The organism is Bacillus sp. MSP13 (assembly GCF_000815295.1).
Classification (GTDB): domain Bacteria; phylum Bacillota; class Bacilli; order Bacillales; family Bacillaceae; genus Bacillus; species Bacillus vallismortis.
On sequence record NZ_JXAQ01000015.1, the window covers coordinates 17,825 to 36,841 of the forward strand.

21 protein-coding genes are annotated in these 19,017 nt (G+C 36.9%); 2 read left to right on the forward strand and 19 right to left on the reverse strand.

What is annotated here, in order from left to right; all coding sequences use genetic code 11:
• Positions 1–389: 389 nt before the first annotated feature.
• Entirely contained in the window at positions 390–614 is a 225-nt protein-coding gene (locus SC79_RS18290) for a hypothetical protein (RefSeq protein WP_039076297.1), read from the forward strand.
• 105 nt (positions 615–719) lie between these two features.
• On the opposite strand, the gene SC79_RS18295 is transcribed toward SC79_RS18290, so the two are convergent.
• From SC79_RS18295 to SC79_RS18320, 6 genes are all read right to left on the reverse strand, one after another.
• Complete coding sequence (locus tag SC79_RS18295; protein ID WP_039076298.1) at positions 720–1,532, reverse strand: ATP-dependent DNA ligase; 813 nt, start codon at positions 1,530–1,532, stop codon at positions 720–722.
• A gap of 125 nt (positions 1,533–1,657) precedes the next feature.
• The gene (locus tag SC79_RS18300; RefSeq protein ID WP_039076299.1) at positions 1,658–2,299 is read right to left on the reverse strand and encodes a hypothetical protein; all 642 of its coding nucleotides are present in this window, start codon (positions 2,297–2,299) and stop codon (positions 1,658–1,660) included.
• Positions 2,300–2,489: 190 nt separating this feature from the next.
• Complete coding sequence (locus SC79_RS18305; RefSeq protein ID WP_039076300.1) at positions 2,490–2,759, reverse strand: hypothetical protein; 270 nt, start codon at positions 2,757–2,759, stop codon at positions 2,490–2,492.
• A gap of 19 nt (positions 2,760–2,778) precedes the next feature.
• Complete coding sequence (locus tag SC79_RS18310; protein ID WP_039076301.1) at positions 2,779–3,249, reverse strand: hypothetical protein; 471 nt, start codon at positions 3,247–3,249, stop codon at positions 2,779–2,781.
• A 337-nt stretch (positions 3,250–3,586) separates the two neighbouring features.
• Complete coding sequence (locus tag SC79_RS18315) at positions 3,587–4,144, reverse strand: hypothetical protein (RefSeq protein WP_039076302.1); 558 nt, start codon at positions 4,142–4,144, stop codon at positions 3,587–3,589.
• A gap of 100 nt (positions 4,145–4,244) precedes the next feature.
• Positions 4,245–4,835 carry a hypothetical protein gene (locus tag SC79_RS18320; RefSeq protein ID WP_039076303.1) on the reverse strand — a complete coding sequence of 197 codons (591 nt, stop codon included), beginning with the start codon at positions 4,833–4,835 and terminating at the stop codon, positions 4,245–4,247.
• A 350-nt stretch (positions 4,836–5,185) separates the two neighbouring features.
• On the opposite strand from SC79_RS18320, the gene SC79_RS18325 reads away from it, so the two are divergent.
• The gene (locus SC79_RS18325) at positions 5,186–5,377 is read left to right on the forward strand and encodes a hypothetical protein (protein WP_156122682.1); all 192 of its coding nucleotides are present in this window, start codon (positions 5,186–5,188) and stop codon (positions 5,375–5,377) included.
• A gap of 1,418 nt (positions 5,378–6,795) precedes the next feature.
• Here the strand turns inward: SC79_RS18325 and SC79_RS18330 are convergent.
• From SC79_RS18330 to SC79_RS18390, 13 genes are all read right to left on the reverse strand, one after another.
• Positions 6,796–9,831: a DEAD/DEAH box helicase gene (locus tag SC79_RS18330; RefSeq protein WP_039076305.1), complete on the reverse strand. Its 3,036-nt coding sequence runs from the start codon at positions 9,829–9,831 to the stop codon at positions 6,796–6,798.
• Positions 9,832–9,886: 55 nt separating this feature from the next.
• Positions 9,887–10,678: a hypothetical protein gene (locus SC79_RS18335; RefSeq protein ID WP_039076306.1), complete on the reverse strand. Its 792-nt coding sequence runs from the start codon at positions 10,676–10,678 to the stop codon at positions 9,887–9,889.
• Positions 10,679–11,794: 1,116 nt separating this feature from the next.
• Positions 11,795–12,151 carry a hypothetical protein gene (locus SC79_RS18345; RefSeq protein WP_039076308.1) on the reverse strand — a complete coding sequence of 119 codons (357 nt, stop codon included), beginning with the start codon at positions 12,149–12,151 and terminating at the stop codon, positions 11,795–11,797.
• Between the two features lie 13 nt (positions 12,152–12,164).
• Complete coding sequence (locus tag SC79_RS18350) at positions 12,165–12,422, reverse strand: hypothetical protein (RefSeq protein WP_039076309.1); 258 nt, start codon at positions 12,420–12,422, stop codon at positions 12,165–12,167.
• Entirely contained in the window at positions 12,419–12,766 is a 348-nt protein-coding gene (locus SC79_RS18355) for a hypothetical protein (protein WP_039076310.1), read from the reverse strand. The genes SC79_RS18350 and SC79_RS18355 overlap by 4 nt, the downstream gene beginning before the upstream one ends.
• A complete protein-coding gene (locus tag SC79_RS18360; protein ID WP_039076311.1) occupies positions 12,763–13,023 on the reverse strand; it encodes a hypothetical protein in 261 nt (86 codons plus the stop codon). The genes SC79_RS18355 and SC79_RS18360 overlap by 4 nt, the downstream gene beginning before the upstream one ends.
• 1,156 nt (positions 13,024–14,179) lie before the next feature.
• Positions 14,180–15,745 (reverse strand): DNA cytosine methyltransferase, encoded by a 1,566-nt coding sequence (locus tag SC79_RS18365; protein WP_052245637.1) that lies wholly within the window; start codon positions 15,743–15,745, stop codon positions 14,180–14,182.
• Positions 15,746–16,280: 535 nt separating this feature from the next.
• Positions 16,281–16,646: a hypothetical protein gene (locus SC79_RS18370; protein ID WP_039076312.1), complete on the reverse strand. Its 366-nt coding sequence runs from the start codon at positions 16,644–16,646 to the stop codon at positions 16,281–16,283.
• 29 nt (positions 16,647–16,675) lie between these two features.
• Positions 16,676–16,936 carry a hypothetical protein gene (locus tag SC79_RS18375; protein WP_039076313.1) on the reverse strand — a complete coding sequence of 87 codons (261 nt, stop codon included), beginning with the start codon at positions 16,934–16,936 and terminating at the stop codon, positions 16,676–16,678.
• A gap of 88 nt (positions 16,937–17,024) precedes the next feature.
• Positions 17,025–17,246: a hypothetical protein gene (locus tag SC79_RS18380; protein WP_039076314.1), complete on the reverse strand. Its 222-nt coding sequence runs from the start codon at positions 17,244–17,246 to the stop codon at positions 17,025–17,027.
• Positions 17,230–17,904 carry a hypothetical protein gene (locus SC79_RS18385; RefSeq protein ID WP_039076315.1) on the reverse strand — a complete coding sequence of 225 codons (675 nt, stop codon included), beginning with the start codon at positions 17,902–17,904 and terminating at the stop codon, positions 17,230–17,232. The genes SC79_RS18380 and SC79_RS18385 overlap by 17 nt, the downstream gene beginning before the upstream one ends.
• Before the next feature lie 22 nt (positions 17,905–17,926).
• Positions 17,927–18,085 carry a hypothetical protein gene (locus SC79_RS21085; RefSeq protein ID WP_156122683.1) on the reverse strand — a complete coding sequence of 53 codons (159 nt, stop codon included), beginning with the start codon at positions 18,083–18,085 and terminating at the stop codon, positions 17,927–17,929.
• Between the two features lie 43 nt (positions 18,086–18,128).
• Entirely contained in the window at positions 18,129–18,386 is a 258-nt protein-coding gene (locus SC79_RS18390; protein WP_039076316.1) for a hypothetical protein, read from the reverse strand.
• Positions 18,387–19,017: the final 631 nt, after the last annotated feature.

Below are 19,017 nucleotides of genomic sequence, written 5' to 3' on the forward strand. Positions count from 1 at the left end.
AAGCGTTTTAAGGGGTGACTTATGAGGAATTTCTTGAAAAAAGTTGCAAAGTATTCTTTAATAATAATATTGGGTCTTTGGTTAGCCTTGTCTGTGCATAGTTATACCGTGACAAATGCAGCTAGCCGTAATTACATTCCTCTGCTCATTCTTACTGCATATATAATCATTGCTGTTGCTTTTAAAATATTACGTCGCCTGGTCATATCCAATAATAAATAAGTTACAGAAGGATGATCACGAGACCATTTGACATCATGGCCGCAGACTTTAATATAATATAATATAAATTTGAATGAGAACCTCTTGAGCTGATAACCAGTTTGAGAGGTTTTTTATTTTTCCAAGTTTCTAATTGTCCTAGAATACTTTCTATGGGAGGAAACTAAATGCAAACCATAAAGTCAATTACGGTTAATTCTGAAACCTATACCCTTGGCCAAACATATAAGCCCCCAGGTTTTTTGGATGGGGCAACAGTAACTGCCATAAGGGATAAACGGAGTTTATTTTCAAAGCGTAAAGGTGGGTTTGAAATATTATTTGATACAGGGGAGCTTTTACAGATACATTCAACCAATGTAATTGTTCATTTTTCGCCACCTCATGAATAGAGACGTAAGGTAACAAGTAGCCAAGCTGTTGTTAACACAAAAACCCCCCTTGATCAGGTGTTGGGGTTAAGCAGCAATAAATAAGATTGTTATGTACTGGAGAGGTTACTCTCTCCAAGAAACAAATGAAGACAAACGAAGTTTTCCATGCTTAGTCCTAAACCGGTGCTTAACTTTGCATGGGATAGGTTCAATAAAAACAAAATCTTCAGTTTCAGAGGTTAATTTTTTCACTGAATGAAACTTGTGACGTTCAGACTTTGGCATAAATTCCATCATTCCAGCAGGCGTACCGTCTTGATATGTCAGCAAGAATTTTATATCTTTACGGGAGTATCCGGTTATCAGCACTTCAGTAAAGTCATAGTTGATGACTTTAATCCAGTTCTTAGAGCGCCTGCCAATTTCATATGATGAGTTTGCTTTTTTTAGAACAATACCTTCGAGTCCTTTTTCTTTAACCATGCTGAAATAAGAGACACCATTTCCTTTTATCCCTTCAAGTACAAAAGCGTTCGGATGGTTTATTCCAAGGGCTTTAAGAGCTTCCTTTCGTTGTGTCAGTGGCTTTGATGCAATAGATTGGCCATTTGAATATATAACATCAAAAATGCAATAAACGATCTTATGGGGGGATTTATTAGACACAAATCGCTCCATGACAGCCTCAAAATCAGGAGATCCGTCTGCACCGGTTACAATTACTTCACCGTCTAGCACAGTACCGTCCGGCACATCCAAATTCAATAATTCGGGAAACTTGCTGCTAACCTCATTCTTGTGACGAGTATATAGCTTTATTTGATTATTGAATTTTGATAGTACAAGCCGTATGCCATCAAATTTCAGCTCAGTTATATAAGAATCATCATCGAATGGATCTTTTGTGGATTCGAGCAGCATAGGAGATATAAACAAAAAATCACCTTCTTTTAGACTTGATAAGGTGAAGGGACGCAACCTATATTAACAAATAATAATTTTCTTTGTTACAAGTAAGTTTTTCCTAAAAAAAGTACCTGAAAACCTTCAGGTACTTTTTTTTAATTTGTTTTATTCATTTTTTCTTCTTGCTTTTGGATCATGGGCAGTAGTTCTTCATCTAATCGGGCCATATTCCATTTGTGAAAGTAAATCCTTCCGGCTACACCGAATAGAGGTTTTGAGTTAAACACTGAGTATAAGAAATCTTCTGCTGTCCGTTTCAGAACAATGGCCATACGGATTTCATCTTTTACATTACTAGCAGGATTAAGATATTGATCAAAATACTTACCTGCTCGATCATCTTTATTCAACTCTTGTATATTATATAAATCCTCTATGTCATATTCTCGATCAAAAGATATTTGAAGACGATACTTTTCTCTGGTGTTATCAAGCATGTCGTCCAAAACTTTAGCGTCAATTGAATACTTCCCAACAAGCTCTCTTTCCATTGAATCATACAGTCTTAGAACTTCTTTTATATTAACGAGGTTTCTTGTATGAGTTACTATACTTAAGCAAACCATCATACAACCAATAAAACTTAATATAAACAGCATTTCTGAAGGCAATTTAACACCTATCAATGGAAGTCCAGCCCCTATAAATGCTGGATATAATACAAAAAATAATGATCGCCAAACAACAGAGAAAAGAATACTGCTCTTCATCTTCTTAATATGCTCTATATTCTTCATGTCTACCTCCACTTTCCAATCTTGTACTTTTTATCGGTAAATTTTAGAATATCTTCAATGTATTCCTTAAAAAACCCCGGATGGTCTAGTTCCGGGGCAGGTAGCAATCAATCTTCAAGCACAAAGATTGATTATATGTTAATAATACATTATTGCAAAGTTATGTGTAAAACATGAATTTCATTAATCTCTATAGGTCATTTATTCTCCAAACACCATCTAATTCATATTTATCAACCAGGTTCTTCAGAAATTCAAAATAGCTCTGGCCGGTTTCTTTATAGCTCCATTTTTCATCAATAAGTGTTGTGATTAATGAGATTTTTCCTCTGATATAAAAGGATTTTTGTTGATAGGCTAAACCTGTTTCCGACTTTTCAATTCGAATGAATTCATTGATAACATCGGTAAGCATTTTCCTTAGTGCCACTTGTGATATATTAACCGGTGGGAGTTCCATAATACATATCAACATCCTTTCAGTCAGAATACACTCTCATTTTTGCCGTGTTTTTTTTATTTGCAATCAACTTATGAAATTCTTTAAAACACTGGTCATCCAGTTTTTCAGGAATATAGCCGAATCGTTGCCTTAGAAGGTTCTCCAGCACATAGGTTTTCTTTGAAAAATATTGATAGTCCTGATGAGCATGTTCTACAGCTGTTTTATTATCTTCAGTGCGGTCAATCTGTGTTAATTGTGTGTAAGCAGATTTCCGTTCCTTCCTTGCTATTCTTAACAAGTGTAATAATTCGATGGTTTCTAAAGTCATCAATTCAGGAGTTGTTTTGTTAAGAGCATTTTCTGACGAGTTATCAGAAAAGCTGATTATACTGCGATTCCCATCCTCCTGTACCTGGTTTGGTGTTATATTGAGGCAGCAGAAGTCACAGTAGTAGTGATTCTTTTCTCTTTCAACTGGACTTGCACAGTAAGGACATGTCTTCATTTTAACTTCTCCCATTAGATAGTTTTTATATTCCGGTGCTTAGTGATTCTGCGAGTTTTATTTACAATCACCTCGTCAGTTTTTGTATGAGATATGACGTGCTGAATCCTGTTACCACTTGCACCGAAAAAATCATTTTTTTCATTTTATCTTATATTTTCTGTGTTGCTGAGGGCTTCTCTGACGCAATTATTTTTTGTTTCACATATAATTATCCTTTAACTTCTTTATATAGGGGGCTTTTAGTCTTACGGTTGAGTTTCTAAATGATTTAGAAATACCCCCTGCCTTTAAGGCAGGGCACTGACATCCTAATTCTGTTATGTTGCTAGACAATTCAACTTATTGATTGTAACTCTTGTTCAGCTTCTGCAATCATGAGTTCAGTTTCTGCAATCATGATTTTCAATTCGGAAATTTCATCGGCGAATTTTTTGTTTTCAATCGCCGTTTTTAACCATCCATTTAACATTCCGATCCATTTTTTCAGTTTGTCTTTCTTATCAATTATCACTTGTTTTCTAAAATCTTGTATAAAACTATTGTCACCGTAGTAATTTTGCTTAAGCACCAAATCTTTATGTTTATCAAAGAAATATGCTGAATAACCTGCGTATTTTCTTCCAAAACTATAGAAGTTTCCATATTTTCCAGTCACTTCTTTCTCCGACTTGAAATATTCAAACTCGTCTGTTGCTTTATTGAAGACAACAAAGGTTCCCTTTTCCTTCACCCTTTTTTTGAACTTCTCGTTCTCTAAATATGCGTCATATTCTTCTTTCGATACTTCCTCGATTCCTGACCCACTACAGTCAAAGCATTCGCCACCGTTTATATGTCTGTAATAAGGGATTACGCCTTTACCACCGCATTTTTTACATGGAATTTCAAACATTTTAATCTCTCCTATTCGCCTGTTTTATGTCCTGGTATCCATTCAAAATGGATACCCAGGACAAGTGTAATTATTAAAAAAGACGACCATTAAAACATCTTTAATGTTCATTTGGTATAAAATAAGCATCTTTAATTTCGATAAAGTCAGGATTGGAGACATTTCTGATTTCCACTTCAAATACCAGTTCCTTCTCTGTATCTTTAAAGGGGTTAGAGTAAATAATCTTATTGGGGTAAACAGAAAATCGATGTTCTGCTATAAAGCCTAACTTTTCAGCAATACGATTAAGCAAGGCTGGTTTTATATTTAATCCTATATAATCATAAAGCCTTTCAATCTCTTTACCGTGTTTTTTATCTGGCCCTGAATTAATCGTATAGGCAAGACTTATTTTTTCACCATTCTTAACAGCTTCTAGAAATTCGGCAGCAATATCATCCATGGATGTTTGAAAATATTGATCAGATCCATTAAGGAATGCAGAACTTAAGTCGTCATCACAATCCATCCTTACATATACAGGGATAATCGTTCCTTTCCCATCGCAATATTTGCAAGCATTTTCAAATGAACTACATAGAGTATCATGTATAAGATACATTTTCCGATAAATTAAAAGTCCTTCAGCATTGCTATCGTATGTATTTTGAAGCTCTTTTGGAGAAAAATCAATATTCACTACTTTCATGTAAATCACTCCGTTGTTTGGTTTTTTCTTTTCTTTTTTGTTTTTGACTAGCCTTGCTAGTCAAAATCTTTTTTTGGTTTTGTTGCCGGCCAATGAGCATTCCCATTAAAAAGCAGGCAAGGGGTTACGAGTCCGTTGGCTTTTAAGCCTTACGGATCGTTAAGCTCAAACTTTTTGGGCTGCTGGTTTATCAGCTGCCGGTTTTCAAAAAGTTTGACGACCCTTGCGGGCTTTTTATGAAACACGGGTAGGAATGCGGGGGGCAGGCTCCGCCGCATTACTTACCGATGTTGAATTGGGACATGCTAAAGCCCCCAGGGCAGCCTCTGGCTGCCCATGGTTGGGGGCGTTTGGCTAGACAAAAACAAAAAAAGGAACTTAATCGAGCCGGCCATGAGCCGGCTTTCCATTTGCGGGAATGCGACCAGGCTTTCGGGAGCATTTCTGCTTATTTTGATTTTGGATTTTCCGTTATCGCGGACTCGTTAAGAAAGGGAGAGGAACACTCAGGTGTTGTTCTCAGGCTTGCGAAGCGAGACTGAGGGCTTACAGCTGTGTGGTCACCTGCCTTTTAGAGCACGGCGAGATGCCGCAGAGAGTTGCCGGTTTGTACCGGCTTACGACTGCGAGCAGACCCGTAGGGGAACCCCACTATTTTTTAAGTATCTAGAACTAAATTGTAACGGATGATGCATTTTTAAAAATTACAGTGCGGTTTGAAAAATTGGTGGATCTAGTGAAGGAGTCGTACTACTTCTTTGAATTTAATGTCACATTTTCAAGAAAGATACCCCAACTTAGAAAAAATCGAGTCCAATTTGAAAGTATAATACGCAGTTATTTATGTAAGGAGGTTTTCTATATGTAATGTCCTAGAATATTTGCTGAATGCAAGTTATGAAGTGTAAAGGAAAAATAAGACCAATTTATTAGGAGGAATTATTTTTGGTTGCAACTTTAAATAAGGCATAAAAAAACACGCAGTCATGTTAGGTAAAAAAAGAACTTTTCGGGATTGAAAGGGAGAAGTGCTATATTAAAAGTAAAGGGGGAGTTACTGAGTTAAAGAAAGGTGATGTAAAGGCATAGTATCTGGTTTCACTAGAGGATGGGCTGAATTGTCAAAGGAAGGAGGGATAAATATGAACTTTTCACAAAAACAAATCTATATGTTGTGATTTGTACGGAACATAGTATACTAAATATAGTGTTACTAATAGAGAGAGAGCTTTAAAAACAAAAAAGACAACCACAAATACGGTTGTCTAGTGTATAATAATTCCTGTACATATGTCTGGCTAGATCCCCATGAAAGGGGGTGCGCTATGACAACATATGAGCTATTAACTATAATGATTCAAATTATTACTTTAATGCTCACGATTAATAACAACAACCCAGAGGCCTGAGAATCCAAGGGTTGGCTAATGCACCATCATAGTTAAAAAACCAAAAGGGAGCCAGCATTTGTACAGGCCGGAGTGTTGGCGCACTCCGGTATTTTTTATTTTATACAGAACTCTAAAGTGTTAACCCTATAAAGCTGGTTAAATCCTTTTAACCAACTATATATTCAGTATACATTGGTTCAGTTTACGTTGTAAACCGAAAACTGATAAAAAAAGTAACACTTGAAGTAATAACACATCTGCGGCTGGACAGTCAGGCAGATATAACTGTAGCCTTTATAAATTAAATTTCCCCTTCTGTAAAATCCATTGCATGAATGAATAACATCACCGTCTGGTGGTTTGCGTCAGCAAATCACCAGAGAAGGTTTTAGGGGTTTTAAAGGTTGCTTTAGCAACCTCCAAGCAGGTTTACCCTGCTTGCTCAAATATGGAAAACCTTAGTTTTCCATCCTCTTTGAGCCGGTTCGATACCGGCTTTCAATCAAAGGAAAACTTGTTTCCCTTCCATGCGAAAGCGAGTAACCGCGCCAATAGGGGCGGTTACTTCATTAAGATGATTTTAAGAACTTTTGATTTCCCCAAGCAATGTAGCTTTTTCCGTCCTTATCCGTTTCTTTTGTTAAAAGCATATCTAATATGTCACTATCAATGCCAAACCTTTCGTTTATTTCTTCATCGTCCATATAATCGTTTTTCATGAAAGAATTAAGTTTTTCTTTGGCCATAATCAATTTTAACAAATTGGCCTCGATGCTGTTTTTGACTGTGAGAAAGCGAATATCTTTTTGTTTATCTGAAGTATAACGAATAAAGCGAGCGAAAAACTGATGCATGGCCGCAAAATTCCATTGTAACTCCAAAAGTAGAACTTTATTTACAAAATCGATGTTCATGCTGCTGGATAATGATTGTTGGGTACAGATCAAAATTCCATTTTCAGTGCTTTTTAATGATCGGACAATTTCTTTCCGTCTTTTCAAGCTTACTTTGTCACCTGTAATAATGAAAAGAGGACGATCAGGAAAATGCTTTCTGATATAGGAAGCATAGCTCTGTACAGTATGTATGTGTGTACATCCTATGGCAACATGTTCACTATCCCATTTATTAAGCATAGACAGCATTTTCAAGGCTTTTGAGGGCATTTGAGAGCTGTAATACTCTGGGAACTTATCAGGCGTTACACACGCTTTCAGAAGGCTGTTTAACTGATTTATGATTTGCAGCAACGCATCTTTGCGGGCGTTCCCTGTTGATTTGAACATATGAGCCAGTTTATAGAACTCTTGAATAATTACACTGTATAGTTGCTCTTCATCCTGGTTAAAAGAACAGAAGGATGGAGTAAGTTTATACAGATTTTTGCCGGAAACCACTTCAAATGTCCTCGTAATCATTGTTTTGTCAATTAGAGTTTTTAAATACTCACCATTGTAAACGTCTTGATTTTGCTTTCCGATACCGAACACAGTCGTTTTCTCAGGTGAAAAACATCTTTTAAACAACGTATGTCCTTTTTTATATGCCGGAAATGGCTTTAAGTAATTATCCTGGTTATAGACACTTTTTAAATCTTTGGTTTCCTTGTCTTGAACATAAATAAGTTCGGCCTCACAAAGCATATTCACAGAATTATTGTATAGCAATTCAAAAGCTGTAAAAGCTTCAGCAATGTTGTTTCTCGTACTGGTGGCACTCAGTAAAAGCTTATATTTAACACGCCGGAAACAGTTTAAAACTGCTTTTGTGCGTTTGGATGAAGGGTTTGAAATGCCGTCCGCCTCATCTAAAACAAGCATGACCTTTTGACTCTGCATTTTGATATGCTTTTTAACAAACTTTTGATATTTGGTAAGCATACCGAAAGTCATTAAAACTATTTGGCCCTTTTGAATACTGTAAATGTCCTTCAGGCTTTTAATATGGGTAAAGTCCATTTCATAGTTTGCTAAAATATCAGCCCAGTTGTTTTGTATTGCGATAGCCGGCGCAATGATGAAAATATTTCTCACATTGTTGTATTTTTGCCTGTAAAGCATCTGAGCAATTGCGGAAATGCTTTTTCCTGATCCTGTTCCCCATTGAAGGTAAACAGAGTTTTTCTGCAAAAGTTTAGCTGTATCAGCTTTTTGAACATCGTTTAATCTGATTTCCTTATCATTTTCGGTGTCTTTTATGACAAGATCATCAAGAAAATTTGTTGTGCTGCTGTCTGGTTCAATATCGGAAAAGGCTGTATTTACTGATTTGAAAGCCCTTTGTTTCTTTTTGAACATGGCTAAATATCGCTTATCCGAAAAAGGGTATACCTCTTGTAAAAGCATGTCAGCGAAAGTCATTTCTTTAGTGTCTTTTAAGCGATTTAATAACATGCCTTGTTTACGGCTGTACGGCTTCAGCTTTAAACCGTATCTAGTTTTGACAAGCCTTGTTTCGTCCTTTTCGGTTTTGTGCTGCTTATTAAGTGTATTTTTTAGATACCGGATGACTTTGTTTTTTGTCACTTTTGTTTTGTTCCATTCGGAATAGTCCATCCCTTCAGGTTTTTGCTGCGTATGGTATCGGTTCACATATTCGCGGCATTTGCTGTAATATTTCTTTGTTTTTGCGTGCCGTTTAATATCAAATAACAACTTATCTACTTTGTACATGAATTCCTTTTCTTCTTGACCAGCTGAAGCGATTTCGAGTTTAATTTTTTGGCTAACCTTTTCTTTTTCTCTAAGGGCTGGAAGGACGAAACTGTTATAAATATGCTGCGCCCCTAACTCATCAATATTGATGTGTTCATATCTAATATTGAAAGGCTGTTCTTCTAAATGAATGCTTTTGTTTTGAAAAATCATGATCTTGGTTTCAAAATTTTTTACGCCTGTATGTTCAAAAGCGTTAGAAGGTAAAAGGAATTGACATATAAAATTGAATTTAGCACCTATTTCATGAATGATTCCGGCATCTGAAAAGTCATCATTCATGAAACTTTTTGGCACAATCAGCGCCATAAGTCCGCCAGGCTTTAAAAGCTCGGAAGATTTTAGACAGTAATACAACTGGCTCAAATAACTGTTGTTTTCAACATCCCATTTTAAATTAAAAGGGGGATTGCCTAAGATCAAATCAAACTTAATACCAGGATTATAAAATCGAATATCTTGGTTTGTTATATTGGCTTCAGGATATAAAAAACGTGCCACTTTGAAGGCTTTTATATCAAGTTCGTTTCCGTAAACATTCACTTCATTAGGCAAATAATTAAAGAAATTCCCCATACCACAGGTTAAGTCTGCAACTAGATCATGTTGTGAAGGCTTTAAGCAATCGAGTAAAAAACGTGAAATTTCGTGAGAAGTGAAAAACTGACCGTTTTCAATCTCTTTTTTTGCTTCTGTATAGCTGTGAAAATTCTTATATGCTTTGAATTCCAAGCCATGCAGACCACCGTCACCAGTGAAAGAATTAAAAACATCTGTTTTAGTGATTCCGTACTCTTCACACATATTATGATCAATGAGATACAATAACTTTTCATTTGCTGTTTTCCGTTCATGTTGAGGGATTTTATAATGACTTATGTTGTATTTCATTTGGTGAACTCCTTTTATTGCGGGTGTACACTGTACACCCGCATAACTTAGTGATTTATTTTTTTAGGTAAGTATTCGCAAATTCTTGGGCTAACGCATGATCTTTGAACTCTACAGTGATTTTTCGGTTTTTAAAGACCTTAATTGATTTAATTTTCTTATAATCAAATTCATATTTACTAAAAATGTCATATTGGTTTGACCCTTCTCTCAAGTGCTCAAACATACGATTGAGGGAATACAATGTTTCTACGCTGCCATTTTCAAAATGGCTAAGTGCTTGAAAAAATGTTCCCAATTTAGAATCCCAAGAAATTCTCAAACCTGACCATGTCCATGAATCCCAACATACATAATCGGTAATGCTTAAAGAGGCTTTTTTGATAGTCACTTTTTTATCAAAATTATATATTGTGTTTTTTGTTGCTTGAATTAATTCATGTACTGCTTTTTCTTCGAAACTAAAGCCATCTAGCTGTTCAAAAATTTCACCCATAATATCATTGTGATTAAGGTTTAAATCGTATTTTTCCATAATAATGTTAGTATCCAAGCTCACATTATACCGCCGTGAGAAATGGTTAACGATTTTTGAAACAAATTGTCCTTTAATTTCCTCTAATCGTTTTTCTAAGTAGTTAATATCGTAATAATTATCAAGGTAACTACCATAAAGGCTGTTTTTTTCTTTATCGTATACTGGCTTAATGATATCTAGAGCTTGTTGTAGTGCTTCACGTGCTGCCACATATTGATAATATTGATTTACACAAAACTTACTGTCTGTTTCTGCGATTCGATCATTATTATTGATAGTGATTTCATTTAATTTGCTTAAAATGTTCATGTGCTTGTTATCTCCTTTTGTATTGAAAATTGAGTGGAAGGGGAGACCAACCCCCGACCGATAACCCTTATACTTGTGTTTTTGATTGCTACCGTTTTTTATTCAGTTACTTCGTAATAAGTTGGAAGAGGGGGCATTAATTCGTAATCAACAATATTGAGTTTGACTATGATCATTTGTTCATCTCCTTTTTTGTTTTTGACTAGCCTTGCTAGTCAAAATCTTTTTTTGGTTTTGTTGCCGGCCAATGAGCATTCCCATTAAAAAGCAGGCAAGGGGTTACGAGTCCGTTGGCTTTTAAGCCTTACGGATCGTTAAGCTCAAACTTTTTGGGCTGCTGGTTTAACAGCTGCCGGTTTTCAAAAAGTTTGACGACCCTTGCGGGCTTTTTATGAAACACGGGTAGGAATGCGGGGGGGCAGGCTCCGCCGCATTACTTACCGATGTTGAATTGGGACATGCTAAAGCCCCCAGGGCAGCCTTTGGCTGCCCATGGTTGGGGGCGTTTGGCTAGACAAAAACAAAAAAAGGAACTTAATCGAGCCGGCCATGAGCCGGCTTTCCATTTGCGGGAATGCGACCAGGCTTTCGGGAGCATTTCTGCTTGTTTTGGGTTTTCGTTATCGCGGACTCGTTAAGAAAGGGAGAGGAACACTCAGGTGTTGCTCTCAGGCTTGCGAAGCGAGACTGAGGGCTTACAGCTGTGTGGTCACCTGCCTTTTAGAGCACGGCGAGATGCCGCAGAGAGTTGCCGGTTTGTACCGGCTTACGACTGCGAGGAGACCCGTAGGGGAACCCCTAGAAGAAAGGTTTTTTATTTATTGGGTGAAAAAATATCATAATCCTAACAATAATACCGATACTGAAATTAGTATTGATAGTAGCATTACTATTAGTAGTACTATGGCTTATAAGTATCGGGATCAAAAAAGTAATGTTCTAAACTTATTGGATTAAAGGGGATGCGTGAAAGGCTTTGTGTTAACACAAAGCCTTTCACGGGGGTTTGGTTTTTGAGCCGGTTCGATACCGGCTTTTTCAATCAAAGGAAAACTTGTTTTCCTACAATGCGAAATAAATAAAAAAATGCGGGTTTTCCCGCATTTATCAGTCATATCACAACTCCCATAATAGAGCTTTATCCAAGAGAGAGAACCAGTCATTTTCTGTACAGTTAAATTCATTTGTCATGTAGACGCGAAGTTCTTCTTTCTTTTGGTTATATTCAGCCATCTTTCTGTCATATTGAGCTATATCTTCCGTTGATCCTATAGGGGGGCCAGAGTAAGCTGTCTCATCCAGTTTGTGTATTTCTTCGGCTAAATAATCCGTATATTGTTCTATAATTTCCCTCCAGCGTTTATCAATTACTGATTTTGGATAACAATCCTCAAACATTCGTTTATAATGCTCTTCTTTGGATACCCAACCTTTAGAATCTAACCACTCAGAAAATGTTTTAAAAGCTTTCATTTAAACGCCTCCATTAAGAAACCTTAATATTGTTTATTTCGGACATGATTCTTGAACATTCTTGATTTATTGTTTCAAGCTGTTTATATAAATCATCTGCTTCTTTACCTCTTATGTCTTGAAAAATAGACCTTAATGTAAATGCACTAGTTGATATTATCGATGCTTGTCTAAATTTTTCTTCATCAGCTGTAATAAAGGTGTTAATGTACTTCAATTTAGTATTAAGATCATTGATTGACCGTTTAATGTTTCTAAAGAAAAGATTCATTTCATTGCCCTCCCCAGGTCTAAGGTCGATAACATATCATTTGCTATCTCCTTTAGCTTTGCATCAGCATGTTCACATGCGTATGTAAGTTCAGACACCACATGTAATGAAAGTGGGTGAGGGGCTAATAAGTGCTTCCTTTGAAGATCAAAACGTCCATTATATTGACTTTCATCTGTCCAAATAATACAAAAACCAACTTTATCATAAGCACCATCTTCGGGTGCAGTAGCTGCCCATTTACATAATGTCGATTCCGCCTCAGCCCATGAGGTTACGGTATTACTTACTGGAATTCCTTCATATCTGTTTAATTGTATTTCTTTTAGAGAAATTCTTTTCATGGTGTAGTTAACTCCTTTTTGTTTTGACGTTCAGCTATTTTTAATCCTCGCCAAAACTTGATATCAGAAATTCGCAAATCTCGCCTTATGTTAGATAACAGTCTCAACTTTTCTATAACAACATCACATTTATCTTGATAGTGCTTAGTATCATTTGGATCGTTAGCAAGTTCCTTCTCTTCCTCCGTTAATTCAAGTTCTTGTTCTAAATCAAAATAATATCTGGCTATTACCAGAGCTATGTCGTTTTTCGTCACTGAAGTTAACTCCTTTTTTGTTTTTGACTAGCCTTGCTAGTCAAAATCTTTTTTTGGTTTTTGTTGCCGGCCAATGAGCATTCCCATTAAAAAGCAGGCAATGGGTTACGAGTCCGTTGGCTTTTAAGCCTTACGGATCGTTAAGATCAAACTTTTTGGGCTGCTGGTTTAACAGCTGCCGGTTTTCAAAAAGTTTGACGACCCTTGCGGGCTTTTTATGAAACACGGGTAGGAATGCGGGGGGCAGGCTCCGCCGCATTACTTACCGATGTTGAATTGGGACATGCTAAAGCCCCCAGGGCAGCCTCTGGCTGCCCATGGTTGGGGGCGTTTGGCTAGACAAAAACAAAAAAAGGAACTTAATCGGCCGGCCATGAGCCGGCTTTCCATTTGCGGGAATGCGACCAGACTTTTGTGAGCATTCCTGCTTGTTTTGATTTTGGGTTTTCCGTTATCGCGGACTCGTTAAGAAAGGGAGAGGAACACTCGGGTGTTGTTCTCAGGCTTGCGAAGCGAGACTGAGGGCTTACAGCTGTGTGGTCACCTGCCTTTTAGAGCACGGCGAGATGCCGCAGAGAGTTGCCGGTTTGTAACCGGCTTACGACTGCGAGCAGACCCGTAGGGGAACCCCTAGAGAAAGGTTTTTGATCAATTTTTGATCTTGATAGTAAGCAATCACAAATGAATTAAATGATGTGCTATGCTTTGAAATATAAAGAGGAGGCGAGACAGATGGACAAAGATACGATTAATTTACTCATCGTTTCAAACGGAGCAACAGCAACCGTTTTAATTGGAATTTTCACTGCAATTATTACTGCAATGAAATAAAAAAGACCAGTGTGTTAACACACTGATCTTTGAGGTGATTTAGACTATGATGATACCAGCATCATTAGTCATTATGGCAAAACCATTATAACATTGACCAAAAAGAAAGAACAAAGGACATTAGCTGCGTTTCTGTTTGCCGATAGGGAAACAGAGACGCAATAGGTTTTTGGGTTGCTTTAGCAACCATCAAGCAGGTTTAACCTGCTTGTTTAGTCATGGAAAACCTCAGTTTTCCATCCTCTTATTAAGCCGGTTCGATACCGGCTTTTCAATCAAAGAAAAACTTGTTTTTCTTTCCATGCGAAAAACCAAAAAATCCAGTTTAAATTAAAACTGGACTTAAAGGATCGTGTCTCTTATTCACTTTATTGATAACAGATTTAATTGCATACGCAACAGATTTGGTTAGTTCCACAGGAACTGCATTTGCTATTTGTTGTTGCATAGAGCTTAAGCGACCTTTAAAGATAAAATTATCTTTAAGACCAAACAGCCTCGCACATTCCCTTATGCTTAACACCCTATTTTCAACCGGATGAAGGATATTGCTTTTTCTTACGTTAGTAATGGTAATTGAAGGCTTGTCATATTCCAGTCGTTTAAAAATTGAACTATGAGTTTTCCCTGTTTTCATTTTATCACTCTTCAAGAAATCAGGAATGAACGTCCAGTTGCCACCCTGCGGGATATATTTCATCTTTTCAAGTGTCTCTGCTCTCGGTTTTGTTATGTCCTTTTGGTTTGGAAGATTATCATGTAATCCCTCGAATGCTTCGCGAACAGTTTTATATGCACCAGGTACTCGAATTGGTTTTGGAATCTCAATCCTGCCAATCTTAGAACCAATAAAGATTGCTCTTTTCCTTGATTGAGCAGATCCCATATCAGCAGAATTGATGACACCAGTTGTAATCTCAAAGTCAGACAGTTCGCTTAAAATCTCGTTTTTAAAACGCCCATTTCCTGCCGTCAAAATCTCTTCCACATTTTCGAGAACAAACACTTTACAATGAGAGTTAGCTTTAATTGCCTCTATATAATATTTAATGTATTTGTTATTTGGATTATCTAAAAAGTTCGTTTTTCTGTTTGCGGACGATAACCCCTGACATGGCGGGCCTGCAATCATAATGGGAGCACCTATCTTATCGAACACCGTAAAATCAAACTTTTCAATATCAGCCTGAATTATATGATTCCCAATATTGTGAGCATATGTTTTTACTGCATCTTCATTTTTTTCAAGAGCAAATTTAATTTCAAATCCTGCTTCTACAAATCCTTGATCCATAATCCCCGCACCACTAAACAGGCTGATGACTTGTAAGGGGATATTTAAATTTTTAAGAGCGTGTTTAAAGCTTTTGGTATTAAAATATGAATCTGTTGATACTGTCTTAGACTCTTGAATAACATCAAATATGGTAAGCTGTTCGAAGTCTTGTCCGACAACATTTCTTAGTTGGTGCTTAGAAAACTGAACCTCAATTTTCTTTTTAACTTTTTTATTGGCAAAGGCAGTCTTCTTGTTTTTGAAAGGCAAGATGTTTTTTACTTTGGACAGAATATTTTCTTTTTCTTCAACTAGACCTCTGACTATAATCTGATCTTCATAAATTTCAACCTCTAATTGATCTGAATTTTTAAACACACGTAGTGCTTCTTTTCGTCTGATATCAATAACAGGCTTTAAAGTGTTGTCTTTCTGTTTTCTTCTTGAAACAGTGTTACCCTCAGATTTAGAAGGGACAATAACTATTTGTTTTTGTTTTGAATCAATAATGTATTTGAAATGGGATCCAGCTTTAAATTGAGTTTTGTTCAGCTGTGCATCCTGTAGGTATATCCCACGATCACTTTTTTTAGCTGTTCTTCTTTTGATTAGCATGATTTTTTAATCTCCTTTTGTCTTCCGAACGAAATTTGTCCCCAAAGGGGATTATTTTTCCCTTTTGACATGGAGAACGAACAGCCGAGGTTAGCAAAGGGACAAGAGTGACGACCAAAGGGAGGAATCGTTTAAGCGACAGCTGCGGATTGGCCGGCAAAGAGCCGGCAGCATAACGGTTGATGTAAAGACTCGAAGCAAAGGCTTTATTGCTTTGAGTTTTTACATCTTTACCGTTACGACTAAAGGAGTAGCTGCTCTTGTCGTTTTGCTCGCAGACTGCTCAGAATTACGGTAAAGAGCCGTAGGCGCAAACTTTGCCGTTATTCTGGGCTTAGTCTGCTCCGAGGTTGTACGCTTCGGAAGGCAAAAGGGAAAAGTAAAAGGGATACGCTTCAGCGTATCCCTACAATTTGGCGTTGTTTTACCTTGGTTGCTTCAGCAACCAAAAAAGCAGGCTCAATGCCTGCGTTATGAATCAAGGGAAAACCTTAGTTTTCCGACCTTTCCCGTTTAAAATATTCATTTCAATAAACTAGGCAACTCCCGCCAATTTCTTTCTTTGCTTAAGCTGTTCATCCAAAAGATTTTTCAGATTTTCTGTAGGTTTATAGTAATTTCCAAAAATCGATCTGACCCCTGTATCTAAAGCAAGGCCTTCTCTTACAAGTGCCGCCATCACATCTTCATTTTGGACACCTTTTCTTCCATCAAATTTAACGTTTAAATGAATGTATTTTTTCTTAAAACCTTCTAAACACTCTATTCTCGTTCCTATCTTTTTGGAAAATCCAACATCATATTGATATGAATTTAAAATTTCTTCTTCATCTTGAATACCGTTTAAATAAATATATTCTGATTTTAAAATTTCTACATCTATATAAAAATCTGCTTTCATACTTAACCATCTCCATTCTGTTTAAATTGTTATTTTAACCTTTCTATAGCATACAAATTCAAAATAGAAACAATATCTTCTGCATGATCTACATGGATATATCCGATTATGCCCCCATGTAATTCGCTCACAATACCAACCATTTCACTTTCACCATCTTCAAACCATTCCTTTGCGTCCTTTACATTCGGCTCTTCAAGATCTTGATCGTAGAAGGCATGATCTCCGTCTTGATAATACTTTGCAATCTTTAAACTATCTTCTTCGGTTAACTTCATAATATTTTTCATTCTATACTCCTCTTTGACATTTTATTTGAGATTAAAGGCAGGGAGACCAATCCCCACCTATCAATCTGTATGCTTGTGTTTTTGATTGCTACCGAGTTTTAACGTTGACTAACTCATATTCGCCATTAGTTCTCACCAGTTTAATTCCTGTATATTCAAAGGAAACAACTTCCCATTTTAAGTTGATAACCAATTGATTTAGGTATCTGCTAACATCTTCTATATAATCCGGCACAGGAATTTGAAGTGTCTTTACTTCCGGCATTGCAAATTTGGTGTTATATAAAGAAAAATCAACTGTCAGATTCATTTTGATACACTCCTATTATTTGAGATTTAATGTTGTCTTCGATAGCTGATAAAGCTGTCTGAAAAGCTTTTTCACTCTCAATATCGGTGTTAGTAAAAATGTACCCAACTTTGAAAAATACTTTTCTGTTATTACGTATAAAGATAGAATCGACTACACAGTGAAATTCCAAAAGTTCTTGATCTTCATCAATATAAAAATCAGGAACAGAATATTCAAACTCATCATCTGTAAAATATCCATTCTCGAATAGAAAATTATCTAAAACACACTCAAGAAAATGACAGAACACTCTTCCAGCAGATTCTATTTCACTAGAGCCTCTCGGTTCATTATTTTCAAAATTATAAAGAGCATGAGCAAATTCCATACCTTGATAGTTTTCAGATGCTACCTCACGAAATTCTGTATCAGCAAGACAATGAAAGTCATCAAGTGAAAATGAACCTACCATTTGATCATATTGTTTTTGAGAAATAAACGTATCGGGATCAGCATTTTTAATAACATTCTCTAAAGCGTTAAATGCATGTTGCCTAATTTGTTCCCACGTTTCATTAACATCAAGTTTTTCCATGTGTTCTCGTGTGGGAGCAATACCACATTTTTCGAAAGTGTCCTTAATGCATGAGTTACTGATTTTAATTACATATTCCATGTTTTTTCATCCCTTCGTAAAATCAATTGAAAAGCTTATCTAAAAATACAACTGTTACTAACAACAGCGCTGACACGATGCAGAAAATCACATAGCGCTTACCACGATCTTTTGTTTTCAATGTGTAAACAATGAAGATAACTGCTAATAATACGGCTAATATGCAAAAAATTTTGTCCATATTTTCACCTCCTTTCAGTGTGTATTGTTAACGCCTAGCCCATTTAAAAAGTAAAACCGTTGGTTCTATTCCAAAAAAAATAAATAGTAGACAATGGAATATCCCTTGTTGCTGGCAGGCTATCAAATAAATTCAACTCATCATTACTTTTTAAACAAACTTTGGATTCTGTAATGTCAGTGATAATACCGATGTAATGTTTAGAGTCGAAGTCGCTTCCTTCACTTGAAATAAAAGAGACAGATAGTTCGTCTCCTATCTTGCAGTGCTTGTTAAAGGTTTTGATTCCTTTTTCATTCAAGGTTTTTTCCTCCTTTTTTGTTTTTGACTAGCCTTGCTAGTCAAAATCTTTTTTTGGTTTTGTTGCCGGCCAATGAGCATTCCCATCAAAAAGTAGGCAAGGGGTTACGAGTCCGTTGGCTTTTAAGCCTTACGGATCGTTAAGCTCAAACTTTTTGGGCTGCTGGTTTAACAGCTGCCGGTTTTCAAAAAGTTTGACGACCCTTGCGGGCTTTTTATGAAACACGGGTAGGAATGCGGGGGGCAGGCTCCGCCGCATTACTTACCGATGTTGAATTGGGACATGCTAAAGCCCCCAGGGCAGCCTCTGGCTGCCCATGGTTGGGGGCGTTTGGCTAGACAAAAACAAAAAAAGGAACTTAATCGAGCCGGCCATGAGCCGGCTTTCCATTTGCGGGAATGCGACCAGGCTTTCGGGAGCATTTCTGCTTGTTTTGGGTTTTCGTTATCGCGGACTCGTTAAGAAAGGGAGAGGAACACTCAGGTGTTGTTCTCAGGCTTGCGAAGCGAGACTGAGGGCTTACAGCTGTGTGGTCACCTGCCTTTTAGAGCACGGCGAGATGCCGCAGAGAGTTGCCGGTTTGTACCGGCTTACGACTGTGAGCAGACCCGTAGGGGAACCCCTAGAAGAA

What these genes read in the sequence shown, in the direction of transcription:
- SC79_RS18290 (WP_039076297.1), top strand. Translation starts at nt 390, where the DNA reads ATGCAAACCATAAAGTCAATTACGGTTAATTCTGAAACCTATACCCTT.
- SC79_RS18300 (WP_039076299.1), bottom strand. Translation starts at nt 2,299, where the DNA reads ATGAAGAATATAGAGCATATTAAGAAGATGAAGAGCAGTATTCTTTTC.
- SC79_RS18305 (WP_039076300.1), bottom strand. Translation starts at nt 2,759, where the DNA reads ATGGAACTCCCACCGGTTAATATATCACAAGTGGCACTAAGGAAAATG.
- SC79_RS18310 (WP_039076301.1), bottom strand. Translation starts at nt 3,249, where the DNA reads ATGAAGACATGTCCTTACTGTGCAAGTCCAGTTGAAAGAGAAAAGAAT.
- SC79_RS18315 (WP_039076302.1), bottom strand. Translation starts at nt 4,144, where the DNA reads ATGTTTGAAATTCCATGTAAAAAATGCGGTGGTAAAGGCGTAATCCCT.
- SC79_RS18320 (WP_039076303.1), bottom strand. Translation starts at nt 4,835, where the DNA reads ATGAAAGTAGTGAATATTGATTTTTCTCCAAAAGAGCTTCAAAATACA.
- SC79_RS18330 (WP_039076305.1), bottom strand. Translation starts at nt 9,831, where the DNA reads ATGAAATACAACATAAGTCATTATAAAATCCCTCAACATGAACGGAAA.
- SC79_RS18335 (WP_039076306.1), bottom strand. Translation starts at nt 10,678, where the DNA reads ATGAACATTTTAAGCAAATTAAATGAAATCACTATCAATAATAATGAT.
- SC79_RS18345 (WP_039076308.1), bottom strand. Translation starts at nt 12,151, where the DNA reads ATGAAAGCTTTTAAAACATTTTCTGAGTGGTTAGATTCTAAAGGTTGG.
- SC79_RS18350 (WP_039076309.1), bottom strand. Translation starts at nt 12,422, where the DNA reads ATGAATCTTTTCTTTAGAAACATTAAACGGTCAATCAATGATCTTAAT.
- SC79_RS18355 (WP_039076310.1), bottom strand. Translation starts at nt 12,766, where the DNA reads ATGAAAAGAATTTCTCTAAAAGAAATACAATTAAACAGATATGAAGGA.
- SC79_RS18365 (WP_052245637.1), bottom strand. Translation starts at nt 15,745, where the DNA reads ATGCTAATCAAAAGAAGAACAGCTAAAAAAAGTGATCGTGGGATATAC.
- SC79_RS18370 (WP_039076312.1), bottom strand. Translation starts at nt 16,646, where the DNA reads ATGAAAGCAGATTTTTATATAGATGTAGAAATTTTAAAATCAGAATAT.
- SC79_RS18375 (WP_039076313.1), bottom strand. Translation starts at nt 16,936, where the DNA reads ATGAAAAATATTATGAAGTTAACCGAAGAAGATAGTTTAAAGATTGCA.
- SC79_RS18380 (WP_039076314.1), bottom strand. Translation starts at nt 17,246, where the DNA reads ATGAATCTGACAGTTGATTTTTCTTTATATAACACCAAATTTGCAATG.
- SC79_RS18385 (WP_039076315.1), bottom strand. Translation starts at nt 17,904, where the DNA reads ATGGAATATGTAATTAAAATCAGTAACTCATGCATTAAGGACACTTTC.
- SC79_RS21085 (WP_156122683.1), bottom strand. Translation starts at nt 18,085, where the DNA reads ATGGACAAAATTTTTTGCATATTAGCCGTATTATTAGCAGTTATCTTC.